Origin of the sequence: Mucilaginibacter mali (assembly GCF_013283875.1) — a bacterium.
Taxonomy (GTDB): Bacteria; Bacteroidota; Bacteroidia; order Sphingobacteriales; family Sphingobacteriaceae; genus Mucilaginibacter; species Mucilaginibacter mali.
Genome location: NZ_CP054139.1, coordinates 283,775 through 307,578, shown reverse-complemented (window position 1 = coordinate 307,578; position 23,804 = coordinate 283,775). Strand labels below are relative to the sequence as shown.

The 23,804-nt window shown below is 45.1% G+C and carries 25 protein-coding genes; 20 read left to right on the top strand and 5 right to left on the bottom strand.

Features of this window, described 5'->3' with window-relative positions; translation table 11 throughout:
- Positions 1-152 precede the first annotated feature (152 nt).
- A complete protein-coding gene (locus HQ865_RS01545; RefSeq protein WP_173413199.1) occupies positions 153-2,564 on the bottom strand; it encodes a glycoside hydrolase family 3 N-terminal domain-containing protein in 2,412 nt (803 codons plus the stop codon).
- A gap of 219 nt (positions 2,565-2,783) precedes the next feature.
- Here HQ865_RS01545 and HQ865_RS01540 point away from each other — a divergent pair, with 219 nt between their 5' ends.
- The 3 genes from HQ865_RS01540 to HQ865_RS01530 are packed head-to-tail and all read left to right on the top strand — an operon-like array spanning position 2,784 to position 5,168.
- Positions 2,784-4,079 (top strand): flavin monoamine oxidase family protein, encoded by a 1,296-nt coding sequence (locus tag HQ865_RS01540; RefSeq protein WP_173413198.1) that lies wholly within the window; start codon positions 2,784-2,786, stop codon positions 4,077-4,079.
- 58 nt (positions 4,080-4,137) lie between these two features.
- Entirely contained in the window at positions 4,138-4,410 is a 273-nt protein-coding gene (locus HQ865_RS01535) for a hypothetical protein (protein ID WP_173413197.1), read from the top strand.
- Positions 4,407-5,168, top strand: a complete 762-nt coding sequence (locus tag HQ865_RS01530) for an MBL fold metallo-hydrolase (protein WP_173413196.1) — start codon at positions 4,407-4,409, stop codon at positions 5,166-5,168. The genes HQ865_RS01535 and HQ865_RS01530 overlap by 4 nt, the downstream gene beginning before the upstream one ends.
- A gap of 3 nt (positions 5,169-5,171) precedes the next feature.
- Here HQ865_RS01530 and HQ865_RS01525 read toward each other — a convergent pair whose 3' ends face one another.
- Positions 5,172-5,585, bottom strand: a complete 414-nt coding sequence (locus tag HQ865_RS01525; protein ID WP_173413195.1) for a hypothetical protein — start codon at positions 5,583-5,585, stop codon at positions 5,172-5,174.
- 113 nt (positions 5,586-5,698) lie between these two features.
- Positions 5,699-5,878: a hypothetical protein gene (locus tag HQ865_RS01520; RefSeq protein WP_173413194.1), complete on the bottom strand. Its 180-nt coding sequence runs from the start codon at positions 5,876-5,878 to the stop codon at positions 5,699-5,701.
- Between the two features lie 153 nt (positions 5,879-6,031).
- On the opposite strand from HQ865_RS01520, the gene HQ865_RS01515 reads away from it, so the two are divergent.
- The 4 genes from HQ865_RS01515 to HQ865_RS01500 all read left to right on the top strand — a co-directional run bounded on the left by HQ865_RS01515 (position 6,032) and on the right by HQ865_RS01500 (position 8,104).
- Positions 6,032-6,733, top strand: a complete 702-nt coding sequence (locus HQ865_RS01515) for a S24 family peptidase (protein WP_173413193.1) — start codon at positions 6,032-6,034, stop codon at positions 6,731-6,733.
- A gap of 285 nt (positions 6,734-7,018) precedes the next feature.
- Positions 7,019-7,318 (top strand): hypothetical protein, encoded by a 300-nt coding sequence (locus HQ865_RS01510; RefSeq protein WP_173413192.1) that lies wholly within the window; start codon positions 7,019-7,021, stop codon positions 7,316-7,318.
- 138 nt (positions 7,319-7,456) lie between these two features.
- A complete protein-coding gene (locus tag HQ865_RS01505; RefSeq protein WP_173413191.1) occupies positions 7,457-7,666 on the top strand; it encodes a hypothetical protein in 210 nt (69 codons plus the stop codon).
- A gap of 60 nt (positions 7,667-7,726) precedes the next feature.
- Positions 7,727-8,104 carry a helix-turn-helix domain-containing protein gene (locus HQ865_RS01500; RefSeq protein WP_173413190.1) on the top strand — a complete coding sequence of 126 codons (378 nt, stop codon included), beginning with the start codon at positions 7,727-7,729 and terminating at the stop codon, positions 8,102-8,104.
- Positions 8,105-8,144: 40 nt separating this feature from the next.
- Here the strand turns inward: HQ865_RS01500 and HQ865_RS01495 are convergent, their stop codons facing one another.
- Positions 8,145-8,459: a ferritin family protein gene (locus tag HQ865_RS01495; protein ID WP_173413189.1), complete on the bottom strand. Its 315-nt coding sequence runs from the start codon at positions 8,457-8,459 to the stop codon at positions 8,145-8,147.
- A gap of 65 nt (positions 8,460-8,524) precedes the next feature.
- Positions 8,525-9,427, bottom strand: coding sequence for a hypothetical protein (locus tag HQ865_RS01490; protein WP_173413188.1), 903 nt, complete (start codon positions 9,425-9,427; stop codon positions 8,525-8,527).
- A 406-nt stretch (positions 9,428-9,833) separates the two neighbouring features.
- Between HQ865_RS01490 and HQ865_RS01485 the strand changes: the two genes are divergently transcribed.
- From HQ865_RS01485 to HQ865_RS01425, 13 genes are all read left to right on the top strand, one after another.
- A complete protein-coding gene (locus HQ865_RS01485) occupies positions 9,834-10,286 on the top strand; it encodes a terminase small subunit (RefSeq protein WP_173413187.1) in 453 nt (150 codons plus the stop codon).
- Between the two features lie 55 nt (positions 10,287-10,341).
- On the top strand, positions 10,342-11,556 hold the full coding sequence (locus tag HQ865_RS01480; RefSeq protein WP_173413186.1) for a PBSX family phage terminase large subunit: 1,215 nt from the start codon (positions 10,342-10,344) through the stop codon (positions 11,554-11,556).
- Between the two features lie 58 nt (positions 11,557-11,614).
- Positions 11,615-12,199, top strand: coding sequence for a hypothetical protein (locus HQ865_RS01475; protein WP_173413185.1), 585 nt, complete (start codon positions 11,615-11,617; stop codon positions 12,197-12,199).
- 73 nt (positions 12,200-12,272) lie between these two features.
- Positions 12,273-14,432 (top strand): P-loop NTPase family protein, encoded by a 2,160-nt coding sequence (locus HQ865_RS01470; protein WP_173413184.1) that lies wholly within the window; start codon positions 12,273-12,275, stop codon positions 14,430-14,432.
- Between the two features lie 33 nt (positions 14,433-14,465).
- The gene (locus HQ865_RS01465; RefSeq protein ID WP_173413183.1) at positions 14,466-15,131 is read left to right on the top strand and encodes a hypothetical protein; all 666 of its coding nucleotides are present in this window, start codon (positions 14,466-14,468) and stop codon (positions 15,129-15,131) included.
- A complete protein-coding gene (locus HQ865_RS01460) occupies positions 15,110-15,307 on the top strand; it encodes a hypothetical protein (protein ID WP_173413182.1) in 198 nt (65 codons plus the stop codon). Before HQ865_RS01465 ends, HQ865_RS01460 begins: the two co-directional genes overlap by 22 nt.
- A 34-nt stretch (positions 15,308-15,341) precedes the next feature.
- A complete protein-coding gene (locus HQ865_RS01455) occupies positions 15,342-15,791 on the top strand; it encodes a hypothetical protein (RefSeq protein ID WP_173413181.1) in 450 nt (149 codons plus the stop codon).
- 35 nt (positions 15,792-15,826) lie between these two features.
- Complete coding sequence (locus HQ865_RS01450) at positions 15,827-17,893, top strand: hypothetical protein (protein ID WP_173413180.1); 2,067 nt, start codon at positions 15,827-15,829, stop codon at positions 17,891-17,893.
- Positions 17,894-17,905: 12 nt separating this feature from the next.
- Positions 17,906-19,984: a hypothetical protein gene (locus HQ865_RS01445; protein WP_173413179.1), complete on the top strand. Its 2,079-nt coding sequence runs from the start codon at positions 17,906-17,908 to the stop codon at positions 19,982-19,984.
- A 35-nt stretch (positions 19,985-20,019) separates the two neighbouring features.
- On the top strand, positions 20,020-20,277 hold the full coding sequence (locus tag HQ865_RS01440) for a hypothetical protein (protein WP_173413178.1): 258 nt from the start codon (positions 20,020-20,022) through the stop codon (positions 20,275-20,277).
- 262 nt (positions 20,278-20,539) lie between these two features.
- A complete protein-coding gene (locus HQ865_RS01435) occupies positions 20,540-21,727 on the top strand; it encodes a head maturation protease, ClpP-related (protein ID WP_173413177.1) in 1,188 nt (395 codons plus the stop codon).
- 113 nt (positions 21,728-21,840) lie between these two features.
- Entirely contained in the window at positions 21,841-23,049 is a 1,209-nt protein-coding gene (locus HQ865_RS01430; RefSeq protein ID WP_173413176.1) for a hypothetical protein, read from the top strand.
- Between the two features lie 101 nt (positions 23,050-23,150).
- Positions 23,151-23,735: a hypothetical protein gene (locus HQ865_RS01425; RefSeq protein ID WP_173413175.1), complete on the top strand. Its 585-nt coding sequence runs from the start codon at positions 23,151-23,153 to the stop codon at positions 23,733-23,735.
- The last annotated feature ends 69 nt before the right edge of the window (positions 23,736-23,804 follow it).

Here is a 23,804-nt window from a genome sequence, read left to right as displayed (position 1 = left end):
ATAATATGATTTTAATTGTATATATTAAAATAGAACACTCTATATACAAACAAATCACACTATAGTGTGATTTACAAGAACAAAAAGAGGCGTTACTGCCATCGCAACAACGCCTCTCTTTCTAACTTACCAGCTTCCCGTCTTTCGGACCCTTACTCTACCACAAACTCCTTCTTCAACTTAATATCCTCGCTCGATTGACCTATGCGTACTTCAAATGCCCCTGGCTCAACCGTCCAGTTCATGTTCTTGTCCAGCAAAGCCAGGTCATCCGGGTGCAGGGTGAAGGTTACGGTCTTCTTTTCGCCGGGGTTAAGGGTAATGCGTTCAAAACCGCGCAGGTCGCTATCGTAGGTAGTTACGCTGCTCACTTTGTCTTTCAGGTATAATTCAACTACCTCATCGCCTTTTACTTTGCCGGTGTTGGCCACATCAACCATGATAGTCACATCGGCCTGGTTGGCTACTTTGGCAGGGACTACCAAATTACTATACTCGAAAGTGGTATAGCTTAAACCATAACCGAACGGATATAAGGCACCGTTAACACTGGTTTTGCCGTAACCGTTAGGGCCACTGGTGGGCTGGTTAGCCTGCGATGCAGGTTTGTATGGGAAGTTAAACTCAATTTGCCCGGTGGTTTTAGGGAAGGTGATGGATAGTTTGCCGCCCGGGTTATTATCGCCAAACAGGGTTTCGGCAATTACCTTACCGCTTTCAGGGCCAGGGAACCAAGCCTCTAAAATAGCGGGCACATAGCGGTTCTCCCAATTAATGGTAAGTGGCTGTCCGTTTATCATTACCATTACCACCGGCTTGCCTGTTGCCTGCAATGCCTGCACCAGTTTCAACTGGCGACCGGGCAGGCCCAAGCCTGTGCGCGACAGGCTTTCGCCAACACGTTTTTCGTCTTCGCCAACAACCACTACTACCACATCTACTTCCTTTGCACGGTTTACAGCGTTATCAATTTCTTTCTGCTCGGTTTGGGTAAGCGGGGTTTCAATAATTTCGCTTTCAGGCCAGGTGGCATCCACCACATCGCAACCTTTGGCGCCAACTACCAAACCCTTATCGCCTACGTAATCCTGTATGCCCTTTAAAACAGTGGTTACCGGATTGTGCGATGGCCCGTAACGGCTAATGGCATAGCCGGTAGCATCGGCCAGGGGACCGGTTACCAATATCTTCGGCGTTTTTTTCAGATCAAGCGGCAGCAAGTTGCCTTCGTTCTTTAACAGTACCATGCTTTCGCGGTTCATCTTCAGGCCCATCTCTAAAGCATCCTTGCTTTGCACTATTTTATCGGCAGCCTTAGGGTCCTTCACATAAGGATCATCAAACAAACCCAGTTTAAACTTCACGCGCAGTACATCGCCCACACGGCTATCGATGGTTTTCATAGATACTTTACCTTCCTTCACCAACTCGCGCAAGGGCGTAATATAAGTTTGCGGCATGGTGAAGTTGGTACGCACGTTTAATCCTGCTTCAACGGCCTGCCTCACGCCTTCTTTATAAGTATCGGCCACGTGGTGTTTGCTGAAAATGTATTCTACTGCTTCGCTATCACTTACCACATAACCGTTGAAGCCAAATTTCTGGCGCAGCAATTCGGTAAGGAAATAATAGCTGCCGGTAATGGGTACGCCGTCGTAATCGTTATAGCTGCTCATTACGCCCATCGGGTGCGCTTCCTGTATCACCCGGCGAAACGGGTACAGGTAAACCTGGTGCATTTCGCGCGGTGCCACGTGCGGATCGGTACGGGCATTACCATCGCGGCCGCCTTTGGGTACGCTGTAAACGGCATAGTGTTTTAGGGTAGCCGCAACACCCTCTTCCTGTATACCCAATACCATTTGCTTGCCCAATTCAGCAATCAGGAACGGGTTTTCGCCATAACATTCTACCACACGGCCCCAGCGTTGGTCGCGGGCAGGGTCGAGGATTGGGGCGTAAATGTTTGTGTAACCTAAAGCTTTGGCTTCGCGCCCTACTACTTGCCCGGCTGTGCGCACCAGGTTTTTATCCCAGGTACTACCAATGCTGATAGGGGCGGGCAACGATGTGGCACGGTCGTGATTTAAACCGTGGATACCTTCGTTGGTAAAATCGACAGGGATGCCCATGCGGGTTTCTTCAACAAACCATTTTTGTATGGTGTTAATAGCGCCGGCATGTTTGCTGTAGGGGTAAGAATATTCTGATTTTGCTGATTCGGATAGGCTATTCAGTTCCTCATCAATATTGGCGATACCATCTTTCCAAACCTCGTTCTTCCAGCTTGGGGCGGGCATTTCTTCTTTCAATACGCGCTTGTAGCCATATAACGTAGCCATTTGGCAGGTTTTCTCCTCAATGGTCATTTGGCTTAACAAATCGTTGATGCGTTTTTCGATCGGTTCGGCCGGGTTTTCAAAAACATCCATCTTGCCGTTCTTGTTAAAATCGACCCAGCCTTTATGGTAGATATTTTTTTGCTGGGCACTGGCAGAAAGTAAAGTACCGGCCACCAAAGCAGCCACACAACACACACGCGATAGTTGCGAAGTTTTATTCATAAATAACATTGGTTAATAATGCAGGTCATCAAAATTAGCTTAACCCATCGACAAAAATTAATCTATATATACCGATAATTCAAACCAATGCGCAACTTGCTGCATATAGCAGATAATTTACATAAGAGGTGATCAACACTATGCATACAAAACCAAATTAACCTTTAATTAAACCGACACATGGTTGATTAAAAATCCCTAACTTGCATTATCTATCGTATGAAAAATAATGTGATCATTATCGGGGCGGGGGCGTCCGGCTTAATGGCGGCGCGCATATTGGCTAAAGCCGGCAAAAAAGTAACCGTTTTAGAAGCGCGCACCCGCATAGGCGGGCGTATACAAACGCTTTACAACACCTCGTTTTTCAACAAGGCCGAACTTGGCGCCGAGTTTATACACGGCGACCTGCCGGTTACACTCGGGCTATTGCACGAAGCCAGCATTGGGTCGGAAACTATCAACATGCAAATGTGGCGCTACCGCGATGGTATATTCAGCCAGGAAGACGAACAGGTGGATGATTGGAACGAAGTGATAGAGCAATTAAGCGGCCTTGAGGAAGATATGCCGATTGCACGGTTTATGGAGGAAAATTTTGGCGAAGAGCGCTATGCCGAAGTAACCAGATCGGTATTACGGTTTGTAGCCGGTTATGATACCGCCGACCCGGCCAAAGCCAGCGCCTTTGCCTTAAGAAAAGAGTGGCAAAACGAAGATGAGGGCGCGCAGCACCATATCCCTAATGGCTATTGCACACTCATCAATTATCTTGCAGAGGAAGTTAAAAACCATGCGGGCGTTATCGAATTGAACGCGGTTGTAAAGGATATTTATTGGCAGGATGAAACGATAAGGGTGATTACCGCAGACCGTGGCGAACACCTTACAGAACAAATAATAATCGCCCTGCCCCTTGGCATATTACAATTGCCAGAAAACGAACCGGGCGCTATATGCTTTTATCCTCCGATCGGTAAGCACCGGGATGCATTGCACCAGATAGGATTTGGATCTATCATAAAAATACTGCTGCAATTTGATAAGGCATTTTGGGAGGATGAGCGATATGGAGAGATAATGGACCACGCGTTTTTGTTCACCGAAGAAAAGATACCTACCTGGTGGACACAAACCAGCGGCAATACCTTACTTACCGGTTGGCTGGGCGGGAATGCCGCGCTGGAACTGAGCGATAAAACCGACGAGGAAATATGGCAGCTGAGCATGCAGGCCCTTGCCAATGTATTTAAAATGGATATCGACCTGCTGAAAAGCAGGCTAATTACCTGGCGGGTTGCCAACTGGACAGCCGATCCGTTCACCCGCGGATCGTACGCATACGATATGGTTGGCAGCAATACGGCACGAGAGGTGTTGTGCGCCCCCATTGAGGGAAAAATATTTTTTGCAGGCGAGTATTTGTACAACGGCCCGGCCATGGGAACCGTTGAAGCAGCCCTGACCAGCGGCATGGATGCAGCCAGGGCCATTTGCAACATGGCAGATTTTTAAACTAAGATGCTATCCCCGTAATACCTCCGTTACAAAATTTTACTAATTTTGATACCTGATGCTCACCATGACCACCCATACGCTGGAGAAACTTGAAACCCTGCTTAAAACAGCGGGTTACCGGGTGCGTTACGAGCGTGGCAACTTTAAAACCGGCGCCTGCCTGCTACAGCATAGCCGCATGGTAGTGGTAAATAAATTCAGCAATTTAGAGAGCCGCATACAGGCTATTGCCGAATTAGCCCGCGAGTTGGAAATAGATCAAAACCTGCTGGATGATAAGCAAGCCGCTTTTCTGTATCAGCTTAAACAAACCAAATTAGCGCTGTGATAGTCACTTTTTTAGGAACCGGAACATCGCAGGGGGTACCTGTTATTGCCTGCGAATGCGAGGTGTGCACATCAACCGATACACGGGATAAGCGCCTGCGCACCTCGGTGATGCTGGAGGGTGAAGGTAAAGTGATCGTAATTGACTCGGGGCCCGATTTTCGTTACCAGATGCTGCGCGCCGGCGTGAAGCATTTAGATGCCATTTTATTTACCCATGAGCACAAAGACCATATTGCCGGTCTGGATGATATACGCGCGTTTAACTATCGCCAAAAAAACGCGATAGATGTTTATGCCGATGAGCGTGTACAAAAAGCGCTGAAGCAGGAATTTTCGTACATCTTCCACGAGTTTAAATACCCCGGCATACCCGAATTAAAACTGCACACTATAGGGCTTGAACCTTTTGACATTGGCAAAATACACTTCACCCCTATCGAAGTGATGCATTATAAACTCCCCGTTCTGGGTTTTCGGATAAAAGATTTCACCTATATTACCGATGCAAAAACGGTGAGCGAGCAGGAAAAGGAGAAGATAAAGGGCTCTAAGATACTTGTGATCAACGCATTGCAGTTCGACAGCCATATCTCGCACTTTACTTTTGATGAAGCCATGGCCTTTGCCGAAGAAATGGCTGCCGAGACTACCTACTTTACCCACATCAGTCACCGGCTTGGCCGGCACCAGGATATCAGCAAGCGCCTGCCTGCCAATATCAAGTTAGCTTACGATGGGTTAAAACTGGAGTTCTAAGCCTCACTCCGCTTCAGCATAGATCTCCGTCTCCACCAGTTGTGTCAGTATTGTTTTCAGCATAGCTTCGCGCGCCCATAATTGTTCGGTTGGCGATGCATCCTCCTGGTACCAGCGGATCGGTTCGTTAATGGTTACGCGGCTTTTGTAGGCAAAGTTTTTGCCAGAGTGCACCTTTGTGCCCTCGTAACTATTCAGGCCCTCGGTTTTGATCAGCCGGGCGAATTGCTTCAGGTGGATGTCGGCCTGCAGGCATTCATCAAGCGAGTTTTTAAAATCGTGCTTATCTTCTAACCATAAGGTAAGCACATCGCCATTAATTTCATGGTCGGCAATAGCAATGCGGCTGTAGTCAAAATCAACCGAAATAATCAGCCACCAGAGTTGTTGTTTTAGTTTGTGCGGTATTTTTATCATAACAAAGGAGCCCCCCGGCCCCCTGAAGGGGGAGCATTTTTATTAGGTTAACAGGGATTAATTTTTAATCCCGGAAGACGGGAAGTCCGAAAGTCCGGAAGGTTTTATTTGGGTTATTTATTGTTTAATTCTTGATGAAAGGATGGTTGCCAGCCGGGTAGATATTTTTGTATGGCCGCGATAGTTTCGTTATGTTTTTGGCAGGCGGCCCTGTAACCCTGGTAACGCGCCCAGGCGTCGTTATTGTTCAGGTCTTTTTCTTCGGTGCGCAGTGCGGAGTAGGCGATATACATATGTTTAAGGTTTAGTTTTTGTAAATTGGTTAAGTTCTGTACTTCTGTATTTGATTTATTGATTATTTATATTAATTTTGAATATCGAATGAACAAATATAAAGAATTATCTGTATTATTGTAAAGATTTATCTTTATTTAGTTTTCCACATTATGCCCATACAAGAAAAGCCATCCAAAATAAAAACCATCCGTCCGGAGACGCTGGAATTTATCATCTTATATAACCAATTAAGGGGAAAAGCCTTTAGCGGCAACATACAATTGGCAGAAGCCTTAGGCTTTAATTCGGCAAGTTCCATTACCGAGATCATTAAAAGCAGGCAGAATATCGACCCTGAGAAATTAAAGATATTTAAAGAAAAATACAGAGACCATATCACTCCGGCTAAAAAACAAGAAATTACAGAAACCAAACCCGGTAAAGCAGTATTTGAGGGCATCCCAATGTACGAGGTTGTAGCTACAGCATCGGGCGTTGAGGTATATAACGATATTAACGATGCACAGCCCGTAGGCCACATGAACTTTCCGGGTATTGAGGATTGCGACTTTGCGCTGCCGGTTTGGGGCCACTCTATGTATCCCTACCTTGAAAATGGCTGTTGGGTAGCCTTAAAGATCATCCACGACACCAAGATACTTCCCGGCGAGGTATATTATATTGAGTGGGGCGATTACCGCATGTACAAACGCCTGCTGGCCGGCGATAATCCAGACGAAGTGATAGCCCATTCAGATAACACAACCGAGATGATCGGCAACCGCCTGAAGTATGCGCCCTTTGTCATCAGGCTTGAAGATATTAAAAAGCTTTGCCTGGTAAAGGATATCCATAAAAAGCATAATCATTAAACGGGATTTCACCGACTGATTATTGATTTCACTGATCCTGTTACTTGCAGATGCGGTGGACAAAACAAGGACATCGCATTGCTTTAAGCTGGCGCGCCTAACATATTATTTGCTTACAATTTGCTGTATTTCTGCGCTTATCGAAACTTAAATTTTAATTTATGCTTGATAGGCACATTCTATTATAGCCATAGGTTGTGGATATTAATTTGACTGATAATATTTTTCTTCAAATTATTTTAAATTTGATACATAAACCTAATTTAAGTTTTTATAGGCATGGATATGAATACAGTTTTAGCCGGCATTGGTGTTTTGCTGGTTGTGGTAGTTTTTTTTGCATTTCGCAACCGTAAAACCGCGAACCAAATGCTGGAGAATAACGTGGGGGTGGTTCCGTTAATGCAGCAAAAATCAACCCAGATGAAAGTTACCCGCCTGCAGGAAGCCACCAAAGATGATACTGCTGAAAACGAAAAATTGCAAAAACTGGTTGCTGCCTATAAAAATAACCAGATAACTATACAGCAGTATAACGAGAAATTGGATGCCATGATCTATCGCCTGGATATTGATATTAATTAAGTTTTTACAACTTATAGCTTTTAACTTTGTTATATAAGTTTTAGGGCTATGGGGATCATTGTGCTTATTATATTTGGTTTTTTACTATTAGCTTTCGTGCTGATCTTTAGTCCGAGGCATAGCGATAGTGTAAGCAAAATGATGAAGCAAAACCAGGGCGTAGTGCCTTTGTTTAAGGAAAGATCTGCCTCGATAAAATACCATAACCTGCATAACGCCCTAAAAAACACTCCCACGGCACTGCAAACCCTTGAACAATTACACCAGGATTTTAAAGATAAGCTGATAGATCTGGAGGTTTATTACGATGCGCTGGAAGAAATGTCGGCCCAATACTTAAAACATTAATTAAATTTTTGCTTCGCTTACGCCTATTTTTATATCATTGCAGTATAAAACGGCAATACCATGACAACAGCTGCAGATGACGGTGTAGTTAAACGGCTTAAAGTAATTGTGAAAGAGCACGGCGGCCAGCTGGCTTTAGCTAATCTTATCGGCGTCGACCAGGGTTTTATCAGCAAGGTGATCAATAAAAAGCAGGACGTAAGCTATTATCTTATCCGCAAACTGTGCTTCCAGCTTAAATACTCGCCGGAGTGGCTGATACTGGGCACCGGTAACAAGCAAATATTAAAGCAGGAATCGGCCAAGCTGATCACCGAGATACAAATGCTGCGTACTGAGGTTGATATACTACATGCCCGCATGCGCGCGTACGAGATACAATTACAGGAAATGCAGCCTCCTAACCCCCTAAAGGGGGAATACAAAGCGGGCGCTTAACCAACATCACTCATTCTCCCTTAGGGGTTAGGGTGGGGTATTACTCGCTGGCCTCTTCGCCTTCTTCACCAAGCTCTACAATATCGCCTTCTTTAAACAGTATTGCCTGCAGGGTTTTACGCCATACCGGTTTTTGGCGAAGCAAAAACTCCAGGTCCATGCCAAAATGCTTAAATTCCTCGTGCTGGGCGTTTTGCATAATAGCCTTAGCCTGCTTGTTTTTCTCTACCGCAATGCGCTGCTCGTACCAGTTAATTGCTTCTGCTTCTTCACCTAACGAAACGATCATCCGGGCAAAGGTGCGGGTTTTTTCGGGCAGTTCGTTTGCGGGTTCGTGGTATTGGTCAAATGCCATAATGCTGTTTATTTGGGTTACAGAACTATAAGCAACAGGACACCAAAAATGTTTTTAGCGTATTGTTAAAACTGCCGTGGCAACCAGCCGCTTGCTTCCGCCCTGTTTATTGGCGGACTTAACAGCATCAAAAAAAATATCAGTGCTCCTAAGGCAAATAGCCCCAGCATCCAATATAATTTGTACCCGCTTCGGTTAGCAAAGCTGCCATAGCAAGCTTCAAATATTACCGGGTCATCGCTTATCGATGCCGGATCATTTATCGCATTTACAAAATTATCGCGATACGCGCTGTAACCCATCCTGTCCAGGTAATCAAAGTCGTTAAGGTAACGTTTTTCAAACCGTAAATAGCTATCGTTATAAAACTGCTTGCGCAAGGTATCTTTTTCTACCTGCGATAGCTTATTGCTTACCTCCTTGCTATCGCTATAACAAAGCCACGCTTTTGGAATTATAGTAACAGGCTTTGCAAGGGTAATAACCAAAGCACCCTGACGGGCGCCAGGCCCATATAAAGCCATCGCCTGTGGGGCCGATGTAAAATAAAACTTGTTAACGGTTGCTACTTCTACTTGCGTTAGTGCAGCTTTATCAACAGGCTTGCCATCTACAATAATCAGCGCCTTGCGGTCTGCGGGATAATGTGTAAATATAAATCCGGTATCCAATAATTGTCCGGTACCCGGCCCGGGCAATTTCACATTGTAGGCTATGGTATCGGCAAATATAGGGCAAGCTATATAATGATACCAGGTTAGCCTTTGTCCTTTACTACTTACCGAGTGGCTGCTATAGGTTTTAGCCAGCCGTTTACTAATAAAGTAATGACTCAAGCGGTAATACTTTGTTAAAGGCTTATGGTTTATTTGATCAATATTAGCCAACCGGGTTAACTTACCGGTGGCAGACGTCATGTAAAACTGAGCTACGACAGCGGGCGCGGCAATGGAAAATGCGGCTATCATTATATAACCGGCGACAGGGTTTTTAGCACTTTTCCGTACAAATACCAATAATTTCAGCCGGGGCCGCAGCCATGCTATCACCGGCACAAACGAAAGAACAATGGGGATAAGTACATCCGTCAGTATTTCATCCCATTGCAGCTAGTTATTATGCAATACAATATACCAGTTTAAAAAGGTATATATAACTATAAAAGCTATGGCCATCAGTAAAAATGGCCTGTATATCAATTTGAGTTTTGCTTGCAGATCGGTCATAAGGTTAGGCTAAAATAAAGAATGGATTTGAGCTACATGGTGTCCGCCAGAATATTTTTTGCTAAATAATTTGCATTGCGATTCATTTCTTCGTACCTTTACATTATAATTATGCCAATCGGCATTCTTCACATAAACATCCATTTTCATGTTACTTACTGATAGCCGGCAGGCCGAACGCCTTGTTGATGCCTATTTCAGGCACATCAAAGGCGAGTTCCATATCGAATATATTCCTGCAAAAACTTCCAAAACCGATGAGACCATACGCCAAAAAATATGGGACCGGGAACCAGAACCACCAACCATTACAGGTTTAGCTTTACATTTAGGGTTCAGCAGTCTTGATGACTTTGAAGAGTATAAGAACAGCGGCGGCGACTTAGCCGAAGCCTTGAAACGCGGCAGGTTGCGAATTGAGGTGGAATACGAAAAGCGTCTCCATCAACAATCGCCAACAGGCGCCATTTTCGCCCTGAAAATTTTGGGATGGGCCGAACGGGACATTAAGAGCAGCACCACTATGCCATGTACCCTAAAAGTAGAAATAATATACACCAGCATAGCCACCGCTGCCGAAGAGCGCGAAGTGATACTTTGATAGGCAATACCTGCCTGATTGCTTTCTGCAATCTCCCCCCTAAACCACATCTTTTATGCAAAGCACTATTTTATTTAGTCAAAATTACAACACTACAGCCAATGTGGTAGTTAACCAGGGCGGCACAAGTTCAGGTAAAACCTACGCTATCGAACAGGTTTTGTTTGTGCTGGCTTGTTCGGAAAAGGTGGTGATCACCATCGTCGGGCAAGATATCCCTAATCTTAAGGTCGGGGCGCTCAGAGATGCGATGGAGATCTACCGTACATCGCCTGCGCTACAAAAAATGGTTAAAAATTATAACCGTACCGACCGTGTTTTTGAGTTTACTAATGGCAGCCTGATGGAGTTTAATAGCTATAGCGACGCCCAGGATGCAAAAAGCGGCAAGCGCGATTACCTGTTTATTAACGAAGCCAACGGCATTAGCTGGGATGTTTATATAGAGCTGGCCCTGCGCACGCGCAAACGGGTTTATATTGATTATAACCCCAATACCGCCTTTTGGGTGCACGACAAGTTATTGGGCGGCGATGATGTGCAGCTTATCATCAGCGACCACCGGCACAACCCTTTTTTAGATGATGATATGCACCGGCGCATTGAAGGCCTGCGCGAACAAAATGAGGAATTGTGGAAAGTATACGCGCGTGGTTTAACCGGCAAGGTAGCCGGGCTTGTATTAAGCAACTGGTACCTGTGCAATGAGATCCCCCGCCATGCCAGGCGCCTGGCCCTGGGGCTTGATTTCGGCTTCACAAACGACCAAACCGGTTGCCTGGAAGTTTTTATGCTTGAGGGCGAATTATGGTTGAACGAGCTGTTTTACGAAACCGGGCTAACCAACCCCGATATATCAAACAGGTTAAGCAACAGCAGTGTGAGTAAAAAAACACCCATTATTGCAGATAGCGCCGAACCAAAATCGATAGAGGAATTGCGGCGTATGGGCTGGAATATCAGCGGGGCAATAAAAGGGCCGGATAGCGTGAATTTATCTATAGATATACTGAAGCGTTACCGGTTAAACATTACCCGCAACAGCGTAAACCTGGTAAATGAACTTAGCCGGTATAAATGGCGCACCGACCGCAATGGCAGGACACTTAATGAGCCGGTAGACGCCTTTAACCATCTGATAGATCCGCTGCGCTATGTAGCTTTAAACAAACTGCGGGTACAAACAGTAAAGCAAAGCCGTTCGCGTATGCCCTGGATGGACCGGAATTTTGGGGCAAGGGATTATGATTGGGTATTTAACGCCACTTAATATTGCCTATTGCAATTTTGATTTACATTATATATATTTACCAATATAATTAGCAAATATGAAAAACTTAATACTTATCGCATTATTATGCATCACCTTTGGAGCAAATGCACAGTCAGCCAAACCAATTGATGGCTTTTTGGGTATAAAATTTGGCAGTTCGTCCGCGCAGGTTATCGAAGCCGTAAAAGCTAAAGGTGGGGTAGTAAATGCAGGGCAAACAGCTACTACTGTCGCGTTTAGTAATCTTTCGTTAGGTGGCAGAAAGGTAGCGCTCTTTTATGTTAACTTTGTAAACGACAAGGCATTTGAAGCTGTATTTAATTTCAGAGCAGATCTGGAAGCAAAAACCATTGATTATTATAATGCGCTTGCAAAAGACATTAATGGTGTTTACGGTGAGGGTAAGCCTTATAAAGATTTTAAGCAACCCTACAGCGATGGCGATGGCTATGAAATTACCGCTATTAAAACCGGCAATGCAACATATGAAACATCCTGGATAGATGGCGAAAATAAAGCGTGGATATCAATCGTATCTTACAAAGATATACCATTGGTTGTGCGCTTAATATACAGCGATGGTAAACTGATCCAGGCATTTAAGGACCAGCAAAAGGAAAAAAATAAATCAGAATTTTAGGTTAAAAAAAATTAGCCCTTAGGGCTAATTTTTAAATTAAAAATATGCCAATTGGCATTTAAAACATATATGTATGCCTCAACAAAACCAATCAACAGCCAACATTCAGGATCAGGTCGATAAACTCAAAAGATCGATGACAGATCTAAACAACACCCTGCTAATTTTAGCCCAAAGCCAGGGGGTATTGGGAAAAACCTTAAAAGACAGTGTGAAGTATCTTAAAACACTAGACGATGCCGCCGACGATGCCACCTCATCAATAAAAAAACTAAACGCTCAATTAAGTGATAATTCAAAAACTATAGGCAAGTCGACATCGGCCCTTGAAGAGAATAAAAAAGCGTTGGCCGATTTGCCAAAGCTTTATGACACACTTTCCAAATCGCAGCAGGCAAACAGTGTTGTTGCAGACGCACTGGATGATAATATTAAAACGTTAACTGCCAATGTTAAAGATCAGGAAAAAGCACTTGAAGAAAGCAAGAAAACATTTGACTACCATAAAGCCGTTATGGAACAAATCACTTCGGCAACCGAAAAACTAAAAAAATCAAACAAGGATTTTGGGCCTGTGATGGAAGATGTTACCAAGGGCTTCAACATTATGAAAAATGGCCTTGCTGTAGTAAAAACGGGGTTTACTGGTGTCGGAGCGGCCATTAAGGCAACCGGTTTTGGGTTACTGGTATTGGTACTGCAATCGGTGGTGGAATATTTTACCACTACTACCGAAGGAGCTAAAAAACTAAAGGGTGGCATAGCTGCCATTAGCCTGGTGATAGATCATATAAAAAAATATGTGAGCGGCATATTAAGCACCATTGGCGAAAACATTGTTAACGCGTTTAGCAAACCCGGTGAAACCATAAAAAAGGTATGGAACGCCATACTTGAGAATCTGCATAGTCGCTTAAAAGGATTTTCGATTCTTTTTAAAGCCATTCTATCCGGCGATTTGAAAGGTATGAACGATGGGTTGATACAAATAAGCACCGGGGTAACCCATGGCACCGATAAAATAAAACAGTCATTTGATCAGCTTAAAACAAACATCACGAAAGCAGGCAAGGTGATAGTTGAAACATACAACAAGGCAGCCGAAAGCAGTGATAAAGCGACAAAAAAAATCACTGATAATAATGGTAAAATAACCGAAGGCACCCACGGTAAAGGCAAACCGAAAACGCCTAAAAGAGAAATTCTCCCAAAGCTGGAAGAGGCACATTCTACAGGACTTTACGGAAGTTCAGGTTCCGATATACCTATTGAATTAGTTGCTTCAACTAACGATTCGCAAAAAAAAACGACCACTTTACAAGCAGAAGATATCCAACCCAAAGAATCCGTTGAAGATAATATTATCAAATCGCATAACGCAGACGACTGGAAAACTGAGTTTGCGTTGAAGCAACAACAATTAGATAATGAGAAGGCACAAGCCGAAAAATCTGCCCGGGAAAAAAATCAGTCAGTACTTAAAGTAGATGAGGAATATAAGGAAAAGCAAAAGCAACTGGATAAGGCTAAGCTCGAAGCACAATTTGCCAACCAGCAAAACTATTTAAAATCGGTTGATAAGCTTTCGGGGGCCTTAACCGGCATATTTGGAAAAAACACCATAGCTGCCCGCGCAGCATTTAAAGCGCACCAGGCCGCCGCGGCGGGGCAGGTGATTATAGATACCGAAAAATCCATTATGGGAATCTGGTCGGCCAACGCGTCGATACCCTTTGTCGGTGTCCCTAAAGCCATTGCCGAAACCGCCATTGCCGTTGCAGCCGGAGCTTCATCATTAGCCGGTATAGTAAAGCAAAAACCTGGCTTTGCCAAAGGTGGGCATTACACATCCGACGGCCGTGGCGCACTCTTATCCGGATACAGCCACACCGACGATACCAATGCTTACCTGCGCTCGGGCGAAGCCGTTGTCGTATCGGAAGCCATGCGTAACCCATGGGCACGTAACTTAGTAAGCGCTATTAATGTTGCACACGGCGGGCGCGATTTTTCGGTAGCTAACCCGGGCCGTGGTTATGCCATTGGCGGTATTTATACCGATGGCGGGAACGCCAACCGTTATTACAACCAGCCCGTTAATGATGTAAAGGATCTGGCCAATACAGTGGCCTATCAAATGATCAATAACTTCCCCCCTATTTACGTGGACGTGAAAGATGTAAATAACCAGCAAAATATATTAGCACAAACAGTAAACAGGGTAAATCTTTAATTCAATTATGCCTATTGGCATTTAAATCACAACATGGTAACAATTACTTTAAAAACTATTACAGGCAAAATAAGCATCTGCATGCCCGAAAAACTTAACGAGGTTACCCTCGGCCAGCTAATAGAAATGCAGGCCGCGAAAAACCTGAGCGACGTGCAGGCTGTAAGCATACTTTCGGGAACGCCATTACAGCAATTACAAAACATTACACACGCCCCCGATTTGGAAGCGTTTAATCCGCAGGTAGCGTCAATTGCGCATCAAATTAAGTATTTGTACAACAGCGATGCTATCCCTCAAAAAACCACTTTCATTATAGACGGTAAACCCGTTACGGTAAAAGTGATGAAAAACCTTTCGGTTGAACCAGCCGGCGCTTTTTTGGCCGCAAGAGAGATAATTGCCGACGAAATAGCTAAACACATCCAACAACACGGCGAAGAAAACTGGCAGGGTAGCTTTAGCCCATCCCTATCATCCTGTGCGCAGATCCTGGCGCAATACTTTTATTGTCGTGCCACGGGTAAACCCTATAACGAATATGCCGCAGCCGAATTTGAAGAGCAGGTAAGGCAATTACCCGTAACTGATGCCCTGCCGATTGCTAAGTATTTTTTTTTGAACTATCCAACCTTATCGAAACCGAAAACCGGCTTCTGGCATCGCCTGTGTCGGCTATGGAGCAACGGGCCGGTATAAAAAACTTCGAACCATTTAGATATATCAATACCATTAATGCCCTCAGCGGCGGCGATATTACCAAGTGGGATGCTATCCTAAACCTGCCCTACGATAGAGTGCTCACCAAACTGTTGCTCAACAAAACCGAAGCCGCTTATCAAAAGCGATACGCAGAACTGCAACAAGGCAGTTAACGATCATTATTTAAAACCCATTTAATCAGATATTATGCCCATACGAAATCAAATAGCGACTATTGTGCAAACATTAGCCGGCAACCCCAGCTTTATTTACGGCACCGCCGGCGAACTGAACGCGCTGGCCGATGACGCAGCGTTTCCCGGCGTTTTCCTGTATCCATTACAAAACATCGAGATAAAACCGGCCGTAAATGGCTCGGTAGATAATAGCTTCTCTATCTACCTTGAATTTCTGTTTAAAACCGAGTTTGGCCAATACACTGCCGATAACGAAACCTATGTAAACCAGGCATTGCAATTAGCCAATCAATTCATGATAAAGGCATCAAACTACCGGGAGGATAACGGTCGCTATTTCCGTGTAAAGACTGGTGAAAAAGCGAAATGTGTGCCTGTATATAACAAGTTTGATGTAAACACAACCGGGATAGGATTGACATTAACCTTATCGGCTATGTATTCGCCGGATATTGTGTAAAGCCGCTTTGTTTTAATCTAATAAACAATTAAACAATGAATATCATACCTCAAATTATAACTCAGCCGCTCAGTTCAAATGATAACGGTATAAATACCACCTACCGGGCCGCGATCTACATCAGCATTGTTGATGCGGCAACGGGCGAGCAGGTACCCGGCAACGGCATAGGCGTAACTTACCAATATTTTTATAATGGAACGCCCGGTATTACCCGTACGCAAAATGTGATAGGTTCGCTGTTAAAAATAGACGATGCCGATTATCTTGAAGTAAGCAATTACGATGGCCAGCCGGTATATCAGTTAGAGATCAGGATCATAGCGTATGACAATACTGTCCCCGATGAACCACCGGTGGATACCACCAATTGCGATGTTGTTATTACGGCCGTTAATATCGATAGTAAAGAAAGTGCGCCCGGTGCCGATGATGCGCAGATAACCATATTGGCGCAAAGCAGCCAGTTGCCGCTAAACTATAGTTTAGATGGGGTTACTTATCAGCCATCACCAGTTTTTAACGGGTTGCACGGCGGCACCTATATGGCTTACGTTAGCGATGCCCGGGGATGCACAACTACCTACAATTTCAGTATCGAAACGATTAAAAACCTCCTGATAGCCGGCCCCTCGGTTAACATAGGCGGCAGTAATATTTCCCGCTGGAACGCCGCGTTCAATCCGGTGGTTTTCACTTATCAGCGTAAGGATTTTGAAGTAACCAATATCACCGCCGATGGCAATGGCAAAGCGATTATTAATATTAGCGGGAGCCTTGCCGGCCTTAACCCTAAAGACATGGTTTACCTATCCGCCGGCGCCTACAAAGGAGTTTACGAAGTTAAAAGTGTTTCGGCCGGGCAGATCAGTATCGACATTCCCTACACCAGTACTGATCATAACGGCGGATATATCAATATTAATAGCCTGCGGCCGTATTACCAGGTAATAACAGAAATAAGCTATCTTGATAAGGGCACAAGCAATACGCAGATCATCAGATCTGTTAACCGGCCCGACCAAACCGGGTTGGTTAAAGCCGATATATCCAGTTTTTTACAAAGCTTGTTATATGTACAGGATGGAAGTAATTATAGCGAAATAAACTTCCGGGATATCAACCTTTCCGCCAGTTATACTATTCGTTACGCTGAGGTATGGGATAACAACAACCCGATTTATATTTCTATAGAGAACCCCTATTATGTAGTTTATGCGGCAAAGCAATTAGGCGATGCTTATGGCGGCAACCTTGCTAACTACGTACCGTTTCCATCCGTAGACAGCCAAACCAAACGGGCAAGCTGGATAACCGATTTTAGTGAACCAGTATACTCAAATGGTTATCCTTTTGATATCGGCTTTATTTACAGCGAGGCGCTGGCCGGCCTGGATATTTATTGTGAATTAACCATGCTGGATATTAACCGGCAACCCATTACCGGCAGTACGCAGGCAATAGGCCTTTTAAACGAAGATGGTTCCTTCCTAATTAACCAGGACGGAAGCCGCTATATTATAGCCGATTCATCGACAAACGATTTCCCGATAGCCCAACATGTTGGTCTAAACCGGTTACTTATCGACCAAACCTTTCCGCCTGAAGCATATTACTTTACCCTTACCCTAAAATATGATGTGGATGAGGTTACGCACACCATCACCCAAACACAAACAGTGCGGGTTGACGATATGGTGGATGACCGATCGGTTTATCTGCGCTGGATAGGTTTGACCGGCAGCTGGAATTATTACCGTTTTGTATACAACCAGGAAGTTAGCCTTGATGTGCAAAACGCCACTATCATTAAAAACTATGTGTCAGACTGGGCCAATCAATCCGGCATAGAGGAAGTGATCAGCAAAACTGCAGGACAAAAAATGAAGGTGCTGGCCGAGGATCTTTCCGTCGCCGATATAAAAGGATTGCAATCCATTAAATACTCGCCCAAGGTACAAATGCTGGTTAATCGTAACCCGGTAAAATGGCAAACGGTGGTAATTAATACCGCCACCTTTGCCGAGTATGAAACCCGCAACGGACAAGCGCCGTTTAGCGTAACCTTTAACTTACCGGGTATTAATATCCAAACGCAATAGCCCCCGCAACGTATGAATACACTTCAATTATACATAAACGATAACCTTGTCGATCTTTCTGATGATGCACCAATGGCCCTTACCTTCCAGATCAACAACTTAGCAGAGGTAAGAAACCAGCAGGGCAACACCAGTAACCAGTTTAAACTACCGCTTACCCAGCGCAACCGCCGTATTTTAGGGTTCCCGGATGAGGTAGCCTTTACCGACGATAAACCTTACGGCCAGTACCCGGCTAAAATTATGCAGGATGGGCTGGAAATAATACCCTATGGCGTAGCCGAGTTAAATGGCATTGATCAGGATACAGCAGCTATAACCGTTTTATCAGGCAATGTCGATTTCTTTGATGCCATTGATGGTAAGATATACGATATGGGCGACAGCAAAACCGCCCCAAAGGCAGCATCACTTTTTAAATCATATGAACATACCTGGAGCGTAGCCAATGTAGTAGCGTCGCAAAGCCATACACAGGGTTGGATCTGGCCGGTTGTCGACTACGGCAACCTGGTTTATAACCCGGCCGGGCAATGCGAAGTGAACGTACGGTACCTGCGCCCTGGTTTTTTTATTAAAACCGCTATTGATATGATGCTGGCCACTGCCGGTTATACGGGCACAGGTTCTTTGCTAAACAATCCGGTATACCCTGATCTTATCGCGCAGTTTAGCAATAGTTCCTTCGATCATGGTACCGATTACCAAAATCAGCCGGATGTTAACGGAATTAATGTAGCCCTAAGTAACGACCTTTTTGTTGATCACCCCAATGTGCACGACCCGGATGGAATGATCCATTGGTCTGTTAACAACAACCCTTCCGGCCATTTTTTGGCCGGGTATGTTTACAATGCGCCGCAGGATATATCTGTAACCGCAACGGTAACCATCCCCAAATTCAATTTATATGGCCGCGTTACCGATGATGAATCATCTGTTGAGATATCAATTTACGTCAGCACTCCCTCTGCTGGTACATTAGATAAACTGGTGTCGAACATTTTTGATTTTAGTGGCGGTTACAGCGAGGAACCGGGCCATGTGCACGATAGCGGAAGTAACAAAAAAAGTGATACGATAATAAAAGATACGGTTATCTCCGCCAGTGCCGATCTTTCAGCCGGCCAGCAATTGGCCGTAGGTTATTCGTTTCATGGTAAAACACCGGCCTGGTTCAGGCTTTATTCGGGTGCCACCTGGGAAGTTAAAACCAATATAAAAACAGTACAATTCGGTCAGACGGTACAATGCGAACGCATATTTCCAGATATCAGTCAGAAAGACTTGCTTAAGGATGTATTACAAAAATTTGGCATTATTTGTCAAACCGATAATACTTCACGAACGGTAAACTTCGCCGCGTTCAGGGATATTGTAAACAACATACCTGTTGCCAAAAACTGGACGGGCAAATGCCTCGATCAGGGCAAAAGCATCAGTTTTCAATTAGGCGGCTACGCGCAAACAAACTATATGAAGTACAAGCAGGATGATGCTGTTTTGCCCGCAGGCTTTGCCGATTCGCAGATAAACGTAGCCGATAAAACTTTACCTGCCACTGCCGACCTGTTTGAAAGCCAGTTTGCACCTACACTTAACCGCCCGTACATAGGTGGCACCATAGCGCAAATAAAAATGACGGAGATCGATGACGAAAACCACGAGTTCAACATTGGTGTTTCGCCGCGAGTTCTGATCAACCAAAAGATCGATCTGCGCACATATGGTAATGCGAGTATCAGGTTTACCGATGGCAACCCGGCACATGATATAGTGGTGAACGACTGGGTATCCGTACCCTATTTTTACAAACCGGATGGTGAACACAACTTATGTTTTGGCAATATGCCGGGTACCGGCAAACCAGTGCCGGGATTAAAAACCTTGTACTATCCCGAACTACAGAAAATACTGACCCAGACAAAAAAGGTGGTCCGTTATTTCTTGCTTACCCCGCGCGATATTTTAGAACTTGACCTGCTGATGCCTATATACCTGGAACAGGACAGCGCTTATTACTATATCAATAAAATAGATAGCTGGCGCAAAGGACAGCCTACCAAAATTGAATTAATAAAATTAGGCTGATTATGCCAATTATCATTTTAAACATATCTTAAAAAATGAACATCAATACCATAAACACCCTGTTTGACCAGGGCGTATTTACCGAACTCTATAAAGCCGGCTTCATCAACGCCAAAGTATTTACCTACCGCGAAATTTATCTTTGGGTGCAGGCGCAAATACAAACCCGTAACATTACCAAAAATCAGGCTGTGCTTGAGGCAGAAGTAAAATTTGGAAGAGATGAACGCACCATTTGGCGGGCCTTGAACAGTTTTACAGGCACTGACATAGTTGTGTCACCATCGAATTAAATTTTTCTCCCGACTTTTGATCATATCAAACAAGGGAAATATCACCAAAAGAAAAATAGCCACTGACAAACATGTGTCACCAACTGGCAGATAATCTCTCCCGACTTTTGTAATACAACATCAAAGATAGCCCGCCGTTCCAGCCGGAACCATCAGCGGCCAATCAAAATAAACCATCAACAAAACCTCCCGGCTTTCTGGCCTCCGGACTGCACTAAAAAATCGGTGAAATCATCACCAAAAATCTGTGAAATCAAATAATATGAAAATATACCTATACGACACCGAGCAGGACTGCATTGGCACAGGCAGCCTGTCATCTGCATATATCCAACAACAGTTAGAGGTCGCCGGCGGCGCGGATATTGAAGTGCACATCAGCTCGGTAGGCGGCAGCGCGTTCGACGCGATTGCCATTTACGATATGCTGAAAAAATATCCTGGCAATGTAACCACGTATGTGGATGCGCTGGCGGCCTCGGCGGCGAGTGTGGTAGCCATGGCCGGCAAAACTGTGGTAATGAGCAAGTATGCCCTGCTGATGATCCATAAACCTATGGTTGGCAGCGGTGGCAATGCCGACGAACTACTGAAGGATGTACACATGCTCAATATTGTCCAGTCGCGCCTGGCGCAAATTTATATGGACCGTTCCGGGTTGGACGAAGTAACTATTAACAGCTTCATCAACTCCGTCACCTGGATGACGGCCGACCAGGCGCTTGACCTGGGCTTTATCGACCGGGTGGAGGATTACAGCACCAACATTACCAACAGCGCCCTGCTTAAAAAATATACCGGCACCGCTCCTGCTGTTTACCAGCGATGCATAAACAAGATCTTAAACATAAATAACAAACCAGAAAACATGAACATGGAAAACAAAGACCTTATCGAAAAGACCGCTTCGGTGCTGGATAAGATGATGAATTTCTTTAAACGGGTAGTAAACAAACACACCATTACCGACAAAGGCACACTTCACCATGCCGGCGAACTGGCCGAGGGCGCCGAAGTTTACCAGGACGAAGACATGAGCACGCCGGCCATTGCCGACACCTACACCACCCCATCAGGTAAAAAGGTATCGGTAAAGGATGGCAAGGTTGCAGCGGTATCGCCGGAGGCTGAAGAAGCGGAAGACGAAGATGACGATATCCCGGCTGATAGACTAAAAAAAGGCGATGTTCAAAACCGCATTAAAAGCATCAGGGCCAAAATACACGCCCAAAACGCGCTGCTTGCCGAAGCCCGTATCGCACTGGAAGACGCCAATGCCCGCCTGCAACAAACCCGCGATGAGGTGCGCAACGAAATTAAATCAGACTTTACCCCCGAAGGCTCACGCCGCAGCAACAAAGCTAAAACCGAAACCCAACCCTTCTTTGCACCACAAACACCGCTGGCCAAAAACGCGGTAAAAAAGGCAGTTGGCAAAGTAGCCCCCTAACCCCCTGAAGGGGGAACAGGAAGATCCGGACAATAATCAACAGCATAACTATCCCTATAGCAAAAACTAAAATTAAAAAGCTCCCCCTTTAGGGGGTCGGGGGGCTAAACTTTATGGCTCAATTTACATTTACAAACAACACCTACGCCGGCGAAGCGCTGGCAGGTTTTATGGCAAGCACGCTGCTGGAGGCCGACTCGGTGAAACGCGGGCTGCTTACCGTAATTAACGACGTTAAATCGCGCAAGATCATTCTTGATGTGGATGATGATGTGAAACTACAAGACCCATCGGGCATTTTTAACGATCAGGGTACCACCGCCCAACAAACCGAAAGCTACCTTGACCCGGTGGTGTACGAATTTATGAAACAGGAACAATGGGATAAACTGGCCCAAAGCTGGGAAGCCCAAAGCCTGGCACCCGGTGCCTTTGGCGACTATGAAGGCGTGGTAGACCTGTCGGACTTTATGGTGCAGCGCTACCTTACTAAAATACAAATAGCTAACGAGCGTTTGTACTGGCTGGGCAAAGCCGCCACTAAAGAAGCCACCTTCACCGCCGACTTTCAGGGTTTACTGCCCGCCATCGCCACCGCATCTGGCGTTTACAAAGTTGGTTTAGGCAAATCGGCTACCAGTATGGCAGCTACGGCAATCAGCGCAAGCGGCGTAGTAACCGTAAGCAGCACAGCTACATTAGCCGATGGCGACGTAGTAACCATTACCGCCGTAACCGGTACCAGCAAGGATACCACCAATGGCGGCTCGGGTGTGGACGTGCAGGGTCAATCATATTTTATACAAGTGTTAAGCGCTACTACTTTTAAACTGATCCGCAATTACCAGGAAGTGAATACCCGTAAGGCTGCTTCTTTCACCGGCACCTCATCGGCCGCAACAGTTAGCTATATCAATGCCAGTAATGTACTGGGTGTATTAAGCGGCGTATTCTCTCAATTAGATCCGGCCGACCGTATCCAGGATGATTTTAACCTGCAAATACCATTACACATAGGCTATGCATACGCGCAGGCTCAGGCCGCACAGGCTACCAATGTATTGAATGCCTTTACCGATAAAAAGAAGATGGATTACCTGGGCATCCCACTGCAACTGATGAACCACTGGCAGGCGAATACCATACTGGGCGCCCGTTCATCTAACCTGTTCCTGGGTGTCGATCTGTTGGGCGATGCATCCGAACTTTCAACCGTTTATATGAAGCCCTACACCAACGACAACGTGGTACGTATGAAGGCCCGCATGAAGGCCGCCGTAAATTTCAAATTTGCTAACGAGCTGTTCTATTTAAGTGCGTAGTGAATGGTTGATTGGGTTGATTAAGTGAAATTGCAATCATTACATCTTCCAAACCCAATCAACCTAATCAACCCAATCTAACATAATCAACAAAAAATAACATGCCCATTTACAATAAAATAAATGCCGGTTTTGCCCTTGGGGCAGCCGCGCCGGTAACAGCCGGAATTGAAGATGTGATCTACATTTTTAACGAAGATGACATCACCCTAACCTACGATACCATGAACCCGCTTATCGTAACCGGCCTGACCGCCGTAGGCAGCGCCACTGTTTACAAATTTACCGGTACTAACAATAGCTTCAACACCGTATCTAAACTGGCTAAAACCCAGGTAGGTCCACGCTATACCGAAGAGATCGATTTCAACATCGCCGGCTTGTCAAGTTCGGTAAAGACACAACTGATGGCCATGGGTTATGGCCGTGTGAAAGCTATCACCATTAACAATTACAAAGCAGGCGACTCGGCCATCGAATTATTCGGCGCTGTAAACGGCCTGATCCTGACCGATGCCGAACGCAATGCCGCGGATGAGGGTGTTGAAGGCGGCTACAAACTGAAGCTAACCAATCCTGACAAACTGAGGGAACCTTATCCGCCACGCGCCGTTTCTATCGCGCCGGAGTCAGGCTCGGCAACCTATGCCAGTACTTTGGCAGCTTTAGAAGCATTGGTGGATTAAATGGTTTAGTTGATGGTTCATAGTTCATAGCACTTATGAACCATCTTAAAATGCTAATCATGAACCATT